At 41.6% G+C, this 10,045-nt stretch carries 9 protein-coding genes and 1 pseudogene; 3 read left to right on the forward strand and 7 right to left on the reverse strand.

What is annotated here, in order from left to right; translation table 11 throughout:
• Positions 1–752 (reverse strand): glutathione-dependent disulfide-bond oxidoreductase (gene yghU, locus ACK5MF_RS14995; protein ID WP_416923391.1); only part of this gene is annotated, 752 nt, incomplete at its 3' end.
• Positions 753–984: 232 nt separating this feature from the next.
• Between yghU and ACK5MF_RS15000 the strand changes: the two genes are divergently transcribed.
• Positions 985–1,701, forward strand: coding sequence for a glutamine amidotransferase (locus ACK5MF_RS15000; RefSeq protein ID WP_416923392.1), 717 nt, complete (start codon positions 985–987; stop codon positions 1,699–1,701).
• 115 nt (positions 1,702–1,816) lie between these two features.
• Positions 1,817–2,740, forward strand: coding sequence for a diguanylate cyclase (locus tag ACK5MF_RS15005; RefSeq protein WP_416923393.1), 924 nt, complete (start codon positions 1,817–1,819; stop codon positions 2,738–2,740).
• A 185-nt stretch (positions 2,741–2,925) separates the two neighbouring features.
• On the opposite strand, the gene ACK5MF_RS15010 is transcribed toward ACK5MF_RS15005, so the two are convergent.
• The 5 genes from ACK5MF_RS15010 to ACK5MF_RS15030 form a co-directional block, all read right to left on the reverse strand.
• The gene (locus tag ACK5MF_RS15010; protein ID WP_416923394.1) at positions 2,926–4,119 is read right to left on the reverse strand and encodes an acetate/propionate family kinase; all 1,194 of its coding nucleotides are present in this window, start codon (positions 4,117–4,119) and stop codon (positions 2,926–2,928) included.
• A 399-nt stretch (positions 4,120–4,518) separates the two neighbouring features.
• A complete protein-coding gene (locus ACK5MF_RS15015) occupies positions 4,519–5,277 on the reverse strand; it encodes a class II glutamine amidotransferase (RefSeq protein WP_416923395.1) in 759 nt (252 codons plus the stop codon).
• Positions 5,278–5,556: 279 nt separating this feature from the next.
• Complete coding sequence (locus ACK5MF_RS15020) at positions 5,557–5,817, reverse strand: hypothetical protein (RefSeq protein WP_416923396.1); 261 nt, start codon at positions 5,815–5,817, stop codon at positions 5,557–5,559.
• Between the two features lie 265 nt (positions 5,818–6,082).
• Positions 6,083–6,427 (reverse strand): HopJ type III effector protein, encoded by a 345-nt coding sequence (locus ACK5MF_RS15025; protein ID WP_416923397.1) that lies wholly within the window; start codon positions 6,425–6,427, stop codon positions 6,083–6,085.
• An 89-nt stretch (positions 6,428–6,516) separates the two neighbouring features.
• Positions 6,517–7,497, reverse strand: coding sequence for an ABC transporter substrate-binding protein (locus ACK5MF_RS15030; protein ID WP_416923398.1), 981 nt, complete (start codon positions 7,495–7,497; stop codon positions 6,517–6,519).
• Between the two features lie 159 nt (positions 7,498–7,656).
• Between ACK5MF_RS15030 and ACK5MF_RS15035 the strand changes: the two genes are divergently transcribed.
• Positions 7,657–9,591, forward strand: coding sequence for an ATP-binding protein (locus ACK5MF_RS15035; protein WP_416923399.1), 1,935 nt, complete (start codon positions 7,657–7,659; stop codon positions 9,589–9,591).
• Here ACK5MF_RS15035 and ACK5MF_RS15040 read toward each other — a convergent pair.
• A pseudogene (locus ACK5MF_RS15040) lies at positions 9,588–9,782 on the reverse strand (phosphodiesterase); the annotation flags it as partial. The gene ACK5MF_RS15035 and the pseudogene ACK5MF_RS15040 overlap by 4 nt on opposite strands.
• Between the last annotated feature and the right edge of the window lie 263 nt (positions 9,783–10,045).

Genomic DNA, 10,045 nt, shown 5'->3' on the forward strand with positions numbered 1-10,045 from the left:
GCCTCACGAGCTTCAATCTGCTTAGCCCAACGAACAACATTTTCATAGGTATGAACCTGTAAAAACTCAGCAGCATTTCCATATGATCGACCTAATACAAGGTTTCCATACCAAGGCCAGATTGCGATATCCGCAATGCTGTATTCCTCACCAGCAATAAAGGTGTTTTTCGCTAGCCGTTTATCCAGTACATCTAGTTGACGTTTTGCTTCCATCGCAAAGCGGTTAATCGGATATTCCTGTTTTTCATCGGCATAAGCGTAGAAATGGCCAAATCCACCGCCTAGGTATGGCGCTGAACCTTGTAACCAGAATAACCAGTTCATCACTTCAGCGCGTGCTGCACCTTCTTTTGACAGAAGATGACCGAACTTCTCAGCAAGATAAAATAAAATATTACCTGACTCGAACACATTAACAGGTTCCGCGCCTGAGCGGTCAACCATCGCTGGAATTTTGGAATTTGGGTTTACCGCCACAAATCCAGAACTGAACTGATCGCTATCACCGATGCGAATAAGAAACGCATCATACTCGGCTTCCACCACACCAAGAGCAAGTAGTTCTTCAAGCATGATGGTCACTTTCTGCCCATTAGGTGTACCCATTGAATAAAGCTGAATTGGGTGAGAGCCCACAGGAAGTTCTCTTTCAAAACGAGCACCAGAATCAGGTCGGTTGATGCTCGCCCATTGACTACCGTTTTCGCTGTCCATTGTCCAGACTCTTGGTGGAATATATTCACTTGCCATGATTGATCCTTCTCTAAGTTTGCATATTGAATTTACAACTATTTAAGATATAGGGGCGAATTATCGCAGATAAAGCTTTTCACGAAACTTTAGTTATAACAATAAATTATGACAAGGGAGAAGAAATTATATAAGCGGGATAAACGAAGCAGAGAAACTTCAAATAACCATTGAACTCATTTTTCCTTTTATCTAAATTAGCTAAATATCAGGATGATAGGAAAAGGGATTTATGAAAACGTTATTGATAGTCAATGTTGGGCAACCACCTGAACAGCAATTAGAAAAATACGGTGACTTTGAGTATTGGGCGCAAAGAGCCATTAGTGATGTCGAGATCACCGTCACTTTGTTAGATGGCGTTAACAACGCATTACCTGATTACGACACTCTAGCTGGAGTGATCATTATGGGTTCGCTTTCAATGGTGACGGAGAAAGCTGACTGGATGTTAAGACTCTCAAACAACATTATCGAGCTTACCGAGAAAAAGATCCCTTTGCTTGGTATTTGCTTCGGGCATCAGTTGATAGCCCAGGCGCTTGGTGGTGTTGTGGCATACAACCCCAAAGGTTTGGAAATTGGAACCGTAGAGCTAGAGCGGCTAGCAAGCGCAAGCAGTGATCCTCTGTTTGAACAAGTTCCACTACACTTTGCTGCACAAACGGTACATTTCCAATCGGTACAACAACTGCCACCTAATGCTGTGTGTCTGGCTAAAAGTGAACTTGATGATCACCATGCCTTCCGAACAGGAAGCTGTACTTGGGGTGTACAATTCCATCCAGAATTTACCAGTGACATTATGCGAGATTCCGTTCAGGGTCTGAAACAAGCTATTGTTGATGATTTTGACAGCAAATTTGAACAGGTTAACGAAACAGAGCAAGCAAGGCAGATTCTGGTTCGATTCGCGCAAATGTGTAAATCACGTACTGATCACCATTAACTCTGCAAAATATGAGCTAAAATGGCATCAATATAACTACCTATATTTCAATAACGAGATTTCAATAGAAACGCTTATATTCAAGATAAAGGTAGGGCATGGTGAAGGTAGGCATATGGCTAAAGAGTATGATGAGTGCGAAGAATATGCTGCTGTTATTTCAGCTCTCCCAGACATGGTCTTTGTTTTGACCGAATCTGGGCGATATGCCGCTATTTTTGGTGGAGAAAACCCTGACCTTTACCACGAAGGTTCAGCACTCAAAGGACTTACTCTTGCCAACGTCCTCCCGGAAGATAAAGCTAATTGGTTCAAAGAGCGTATCAAAGAAACCCTTGATGCTGATTGCGTCAAGGTTTTTGAATATTCTCTCTCCGCTAATGATATAGAAACCATGGATGCTAAGTCAGGTCCGGCTGGAGAGCAAAGATTCGAAGGACGAGTAAACCCCTTAAAATCATTACGCTATGGTGAGCGTGCCGTGGTTTGGGTTGCACGTAACATTACAGTACGTCACCAAATTGAGCAGCAACTGCTCTATCAATCGGAAGTGGATGATCTATCTAAAACTTTAAATCGAAGAAAGTTCTTCGAAAACCTCAACGATGCTTTTTATGCATTCAAGCGATATCACGAAAACTACTGCTTCTTGATGGTTGATATTGATAACTTCAAACGAATTAATGACTCATATGGGCACTGCCTAGGCGACGAAGCAATACGTAAAGTCGCGGACATCTGCAAACTTAAGATACGTAAAACGGACATGATTGGTCGCTTAGGTGGCGATGAGTTCGGCATCATTCTTAAACATACTGCAGATATTGCCCCAGTTGCCTTTGCTGAAAGGTTAATCGAAGCTGTTTCAAATACCTTGTTGCACGCCGAACTGTCAGACACACGCGTGTCGATAAGCATCGGCTTAAGCCATTTCAATGAATCAGACCAAGGTATGGGCGATATTTATCAAAGAGCCGATCTTGCTCTTTATGACGCGAAGAGAAGAGGCAAAAATCGAGTGTCAACGAAACTCTATTGATCGCGCCAAAACTAATCTCATCAGGTGAATGTTCTGGAGATCACTGCGGAGTATCAGTGTTATGCTTGTGCATGCGTTGAACTGACGAGATTAAGCTTTAGCTTGGTCTTTCTACAACAAAGCGAGCCACTTGGGCTCGCTTTGTTATCAATTGGAACTGCTGTTATAACTTTTGTCGTTATAACTTACAGAAGCTCAACAGACTGCTGCGCAATGACGAATTCTTCGTTGGTTGGGATAACCATCGCAACTGCATTGAGCAGTTCAGATTTACCTATGATACCGGCGTTGCCAAAACGAGCAGCTTCGTTACCTTTCGCATCTTCAACAAAGCCTAATAGTTTCAGGTTGTTTAAGATTTCGCGACGGATATCGAGTGAGTTTTCACCGATACCACCGGTGAAAATAATCGCGTCTAAGCTGTCAAGTGGGATCATGTATGAACCAATGTATTTAGCCACACGGTAAGTGAACACTTCAAACGCAAGTTTTGCACCAGCGTGACCCTTTTCCATCGCTTCAAGAATGCCACGAGCATCTGAAGTTAAGCCAGACACACCAAGGAAACCCGATTTTTTATTAAGAGTGTTGAACACTTCTTCTTGAGTCCAACCTTTCTTCAATAGGAACTCAATGATACCAGGATCAAGATCACCAGAACGTGTGCCCATCATTAGACCAGCAAGAGGTGTAAAGCCCATTGAAGTATCAACGGATTTGCCTTCGCTGATTGCGCACACTGATGCACCGTTACCAAGGTGAACCGTGATGAAGTTTGATTCATCAATCGGTTTATTCAGCATTTTCGCTGCTTCACGACTAACAAAGTAGTGGCTAGTACCGTGGAAACCGTAACGACGGATACCGTATTTCTCATACAATTCATGAGAAATTGCACCAGTGAATGCTTTTTGCGGCATAGTTTGGTGGAATGCGGTATCAAATACAGCGAATTGAGGAAGGTTTGGGAAAGCTTGTATTGCAGCACGAATGCCTTTTGCGCCTGCCGGGTTGTGGAGCGGTGCTAGATCCGACAAGTTTTCAATTTCAATCAGTACCTCATCATCAATACGAACTGTTGAAGTGAACTTTTCACCACCATGAACGATACGATGACCTACTGCAACCAAGTCTTTGGTAAATCCCAAGCTTTCCATCAAACCCACAATACGATTAATTGCATGTTGATGATGATTGTCCGGAGCCGTAATCGCCTCTTCGGTTTTCTTACCCTGATATTTCCAACCAAGAACTGCTTCAGGAAGGCCAAAGCATTCCCCTAAACCAGTAACCAACGCTTCACCGTTCTTTGAATCAATGACTGCAAATTTTAGTGAGGAGCTACCAGAGTTGATAACCAACACATACGAGTTCGACATGGGGCTCTTTCCTGTATCCGACTATGAGTTTGAAGCTAAAGCTTCGCGTGTTTGCTTGCACCATTATTCAATAATTTTTTAATCTTTCAACTTTGTTTTAATTTTTTTATCCAATTCTTACGATTTTTTTTGATCTCTAGCAAAATTTTATTTCTTTCGATGTGTGAAATATTTAATCTGTGCTTAACAACAACTATACAACATGGAAAGAAAAAACCAACGACAGAAAAATATAAGCATTTGAATTAAAATGAATTATTATCTTCCATGTAAAATCCGCTTGTTTTCATACCGATATTAAAATAGTTGAATATTAATAATTTTCCTGATTTGTGTGATACAAACATATGCGTTTTCCCTGCAACTCAACCGATATGAAATGAGATTCATAGATGAGAGTTAAATTTGATAGATCTGACAATGGTTACCCAGCACATGTGTAATAGTTTGAGGAGCAACACTCTCCCATCCTGGTTCATTTGCTAGGGGTTCTGATGCAAGTATGATGTCTTCCGCTATTTTTTTCACAAACACCGTAGGTGGTTGTTGGTCAGAGCTGTAACGAACTAGCCAGAATTGCTCACCGTCGGAGACACAAATTGACGCTTTGAAAGGTTCAGTCACTCCTTTTCGTGCCATCGTCTGTTCAATATCATAAATCGTTTGACGAATTGCAGCGACCGGCTGTTCAAACAACCCGTTCATGATCATCAACAAAAATATTAACTCACTGTCAGTACTGCCCTGCTGCTTGATGTATATATCTTCCGGCAACATATGCTCCAACGAGTATTTGACTTTGCAAAACTCGCCAATTTGACCATTATGCAAGAACATCCAGTTATCAATAATAAAAGGGTGGCAGTTACTGCGCGAAACACGACTACCAGTCGAAGAGCGCACATGCGCCATAAATCGATGAGAACGAATATGATGTGCAAGAGAGCGTAAGTTTTCATCTCCCCATGCAGGAAGTACTTCATGAAATTGCCCCGGAGTGGAACGCTCGGTATACCAACCTAATCCAAAACCATCCGCATTGACTCTGGTGATAGTTTTTCGAGCTTCGATACTTTGATGAACAAGAGAATGTTCAGGGTGAAAAATAAGCTCATCCAAATAAATAGAGCTCCCCTGATACGCGAGCCAACGGCACATAAAAACACGTAATCCTATAACGACAAAGAAGCTAATTAACCACGAATTTTATAAGGACGCAATCGGTACCTATAGCACAGAAACGTTTGGTATATAGCTTAAACGAGAATAGGTCACTGACATTCTCTGCTCGCCAGAAGTATCGAACACAGAAGGTAAAAACCACAAGATTAGTAGTGTTTAAATTATGCCATCTCGCTATTTAATTCGGCGACATGGCCGTGAGTTGATGGTGCATTTTTATTGCAGTTTGCTTGATGGAAGCATGAGAAAAGTACGTTATGGCAGTAGTGAATAGGCACACAAAGAAGGCAAAAGAACGCAGACAACAAATGCAGAATGCGTGAATGCTGAATAGCGAAAACGGATCAGTAGCGGTGCAGCAACAAACAGCGTCATCAGAACCGGAATAGTATCAATATCAATAGCAAAGTGAAAAATCACCAATAGCACTGCCAATCCTATCATTGATAGATATGGAACAAGCACTTTTTTGCCTAACAGCAGCATAAAGAAAAGAGTGGCCAGAAAAGAAAACATCAACAAACCTTTATTAATAATAATTATCATTTAGATTTAAATAATATGTTTACTAACAGAGTAAATCAAGCAACAAAATTAGTTTTTGCTTACTTAAAGAAAAGATAACAACAAAGATAAAAAAAGAGCAGCGGATGAATGCGGCTCTTTTTAATCAATTCACTTTATCTGCCAATAAGTTAGCTTGCCAATAAATCAGTTAAAGAAAGGTTGTTTCGCTTTGGTACTATTATCAGAGAGATGCTCTTAGCTTAGAGACAAGGCACTATTTTTCAGATAATACCTGACCAGAGAATTTCACACCCTGCCATCCAAAACGAATAAAATTGCGGATGTTTTGGTGATCATCCTTATCTGGATTCTGCAGAACATCTTTACGATAAAAGTCGCCAAAGCAAGCCAAGGTTTGCGTTTCAGATAAACCTTGGCGTTGTGCAAAAGCAAATATCTTACATGAACCATTATTCTGGTTCTCAGCATTGACTGTCTCACCATTAACGAAAGCGCTAGGGGTGAACTCGAAATGCTCATCAATCGTCGCGATGACTTCCTGAAACTCGACTAATTCTGGCTGTTGGTTTAATTTTTTAAGCAGAGCTGCAATTTCCATATCGTTATCTATCCAATTTACAAAAAAGGCAGTCTAATAAAAAACCGCCTTGATGCAAACCCAGTTTATAACTGGAAACTCGGTTTAAACTACCATTCCACGGGTTTCCATCCATTAGGTGGTGTTAGCCCCCAACGTTTGAATTCTTCGGCAATGTATACTTCCATCCCTTTGTGACCGATTTGGATAGGAACATTGTTGCCATCCAGTCCTTTATCCAAAATCTCTTTCGCCATACTTCCCGCTTGTAAACCTTGAGAACGCCCATCCAAGATAACACCACCAGCGGCCTTACCTTTTCCTATGGAATAGTCCCAAAACCCAAACATGGGAACTTCACTGTTTTTATAAGTCCAATTCATGATGTCGTCAGATGCTACACTCTCCCCATTACTGTTGATTAAGGTTTGGTATAAACCAACGACTATCGCACTCACTCCTTCTGCTGCTGCATTAGACACCGCATCCTGCCACGCACGCTCGGTTGAAATAACCATAACCTCAGTGTCAATGCTCAAGTTTTGTTTGATTAAATTGATCTGGTTTTCAATGTTACGTACAGCAATTTTTGCCGTATTGCCTAAATCGAAAAGAACCCGTACTTTCGGCTTGGTATTTGGACTGTCTAACACCTCACCAATACCTGCCATAGTTTTAATAAAAAATGGGCGTTCCAATACACCTGTCACACCAGCGTTGCCTACATATTGGGTCAGTAAGTCGCGTGGATTTGAATTAATGCCCAAAAACACAATAGTAATGGGGTCCTGATATAACCTCGGTAGCATGTAGTTCAGTGCATTATCATCACCAAGGACCACAAGATCTGGTTTCAGTTGCAAGTAAGCTTTATGGGCTAGCTCTGCTCGATGTTCATACTCCCGACTTGGAACACGTTTGGTGTCCATCTCAAAAAATGCGATCTCATGCGCTGGTGTTAAGCTGTCTTTCAATCCCTGGCGGTAGCCAGCATCCCAACCAAATTCCGCATGATAGCTTTCTATTACAAGAATCTTTGCTGCCATCACAGGCGCAGCGAACAAGCTTAGGAGCAGTACAATACGAACCATAGTTAACGCCTTCATTTCTTTTTATTTTTAAGTTTAGACCAACTTCGCCAATGACCAGTAATAGACCTTCTATACTGGGATCATCCTTTAGTTAAAAACAACGATGAAAACAACTGCAACTTTAGGTAAATCAGACCATAAGTAAAAAGGGAAAGCTAAATGATTAAAAGTCGCCAATTCATAGAAAGTGATACCAACCCGTTTTATAGCCGCATTGGTCGAAGAATTATCATTATTTTAGTTTTACTCAGTGGTGCTGTCACACTCGTAGCAACATTGACTCAAACTTACTTTGACTACAAAAGCGAGTTTAGCGACGTTGCTCAGCACCATTACGAAATTGAAACCATCCACTCTGAGCTGCTTTCTACATTACTTTGGGACTATGACTTAGTTTTTCTGCAACAACGTCTCGATAGCTTGGTGGAGCTACCCAAAATCAACTACCTGCAAATAGTTTCGGGTAAATACAAGTTCGAAGCGGGAACCCCCGTAACAGGCAGTGCTGTTACCAATATCTATCCCCTGTATCACATCAATCAAGACAATTACAAAATGGAGCAAGTCGGCACGATTTACATCGAATCTAGCGCTCAAGATATTTACCACGACCTGCTTGAGCAGTTCATTATCACACTATTGGTCAATACCGTTAAAACGCTGTTTGTCTGCGCCGTCATCCTGATGGTTTTCCACGAAAGCGTTAACCGGCGTATTTTTTCTGTCGCTCACTACTTACGTAAGTACAACCCACGCCACCCGGCAGACAAGCTCTGTCTGAAACATAAAAAGTGGATCATGGAAAGAGATGACGAACTGGATTGGCTGGCAGAAGAGACAAACACCATCACCAGTAACGTCACTACTCTCTATCGTAATATTAAGTTTGAACAAGAACGCTTTGCTGATTTCACACAGGTTTCATCAGATTGGCTATGGGAAACCAATATGGAGGGGCATCTCACTTATATTTCTGAGCCAATGCGTGAAATGCTCGAAATTGATGAATATATCCGTCCTACATTCGCACAAATCCCTTGGTTTGTTGACGCAACCGATTTGCTTCGTGTGCTAGAAACCAAGCAAGATTTTTCTAAATGCGAGCAACAGTTGAAAATTGACGGCATCAGCATCTACATGATGTTTCAGGGAATTGCTCGCTATGAGAATGACCATTTTCTTGGCTATCGGGGTACAACAATCAACATTACCCAGCTCAAAACGACTCAATTGGAATTACAAACAGTCAATTTCAACTTGGAGAAAACCATTGATGAACGAACTCGCGACCTTAAGCAGAGCATGAAGCATCTGCAACGCACACAAGATCAGTTAATCGAATCCGAAAAATTGGCAGCGTTAGGCGGACTGGTTGCGGGTGTAGCACATGAAGTCAATACTCCACTTGGAATTGCTGTAACAGCAACATCCGTCATTCAAGAGGTACAAAATGAGCTGGCCTCCGCTTTTGCCTCACAAACATTAACCAGCACTCAGTTTAGCGAACTGATACAACGCCTCGCAGATAGCAGCGCGTTGTTAGAAAGTAATCTTAATCGCGCGGCTAAGTTAGTCAGAGACTTTAAGCAAACAGCAGTAGATCAAGTTTCAGAGCAACGCAGCCAGTTCCGTATACACCAGGTTATTGAAGCGTTGATTGCCAGTTTGCACTCAGAAACACGTAAAATACCCGTTGAACCGCAAATTCAAGGCGATAAACAACTTATGATGACTAGCCTGCCTGGCGTGCTCACCCAAATTTTGACTAATCTGATTATGAACAGTGTCAACCACGCGTTCAAAGAGACGTTACAAGCAAACATCATTATTGATTTCTACGAGCAAGGTGACAATATTGTTTTGGAATATCAAGACAATGGCTGTGGCGTAGCAAAAGAGCTGCATCAGAAGATTTTCGAACCCTTTTTTACCACTAAGCGAGGAGTTGGCGGTTCTGGGCTGGGATTAAATCTGGTATTTAACCTTTTGAAGAAAAAACTTAATGGCGAACTCGTGTTCAGATCTGAAATTGGGCAAGGCGTACATTACACGATCACCATGCCCAAAGTACTGGTTCAAGAATCGCAACCTTAATCAGGCCAAGCCGATCTTATTTTGATAAATTCATCCCAGTGTTCAAGAAGCAAATCAACCAGTTTTGGTTCAAAATGCTGACCTCTTTGCGCCAGCAATTCCTGCTTAATGTCTGCATCTGACCAAGGCGCTTTGTAGACGCGTTTGGCACCTAACGCGTCAAACACATCTGCCAACGCACTGACGAATCCCCAAAAAATAGACAAGCATGGCGAGTTGTGATCTTATGTAATCGCCAAAAAACAAAAAAACACAACTCAAGATGCCATGCTTATAACAAAATTTGGCCACACAACACTTTCTAAATCTCTAAAGAACTTTAATCAGGCTCGAGTTAAATCATTGTTCGATTGTAGCAATGCCCTTATTCGAGGAAATGAACTTAGCCTGACCACTATTGGGCGTAATTTAGAAGGTCGCTCAAATGTAAAGCATAAAATAAAACGTGCGGACA

The sequence above is a fragment of the Vibrio sp. genome (assembly GCF_047973365.1).
Lineage (GTDB): Bacteria > Pseudomonadota > Gammaproteobacteria > Enterobacterales > Vibrionaceae > Vibrio.

What these genes read in the sequence shown, in the direction of transcription:
- ACK5MF_RS15010 (WP_416923394.1), bottom strand. Translation starts at nt 4,119, where the DNA reads ATGTCGAACTCGTATGTGTTGGTTATCAACTCTGGTAGCTCCTCACTA.
- ACK5MF_RS15020 (WP_416923396.1), bottom strand. Translation starts at nt 5,817, where the DNA reads ATGTTTTCTTTTCTGGCCACTCTTTTCTTTATGCTGCTGTTAGGCAAA.
- ACK5MF_RS15030 (WP_416923398.1), bottom strand. Translation starts at nt 7,497, where the DNA reads ATGGTTCGTATTGTACTGCTCCTAAGCTTGTTCGCTGCGCCTGTGATG.
- ACK5MF_RS15005 (WP_416923393.1), top strand. Translation starts at nt 1,817, where the DNA reads ATGGCTAAAGAGTATGATGAGTGCGAAGAATATGCTGCTGTTATTTCA.
- ACK5MF_RS15025 (WP_416923397.1), bottom strand. Translation starts at nt 6,427, where the DNA reads ATGGAAATTGCAGCTCTGCTTAAAAAATTAAACCAACAGCCAGAATTA.
- ACK5MF_RS15035 (WP_416923399.1), top strand. Translation starts at nt 7,657, where the DNA reads ATGATTAAAAGTCGCCAATTCATAGAAAGTGATACCAACCCGTTTTAT.
- ACK5MF_RS15000 (WP_416923392.1), top strand. Translation starts at nt 985, where the DNA reads ATGAAAACGTTATTGATAGTCAATGTTGGGCAACCACCTGAACAGCAA.
- ACK5MF_RS15015 (WP_416923395.1), bottom strand. Translation starts at nt 5,277, where the DNA reads ATGTGCCGTTGGCTCGCGTATCAGGGGAGCTCTATTTATTTGGATGAG.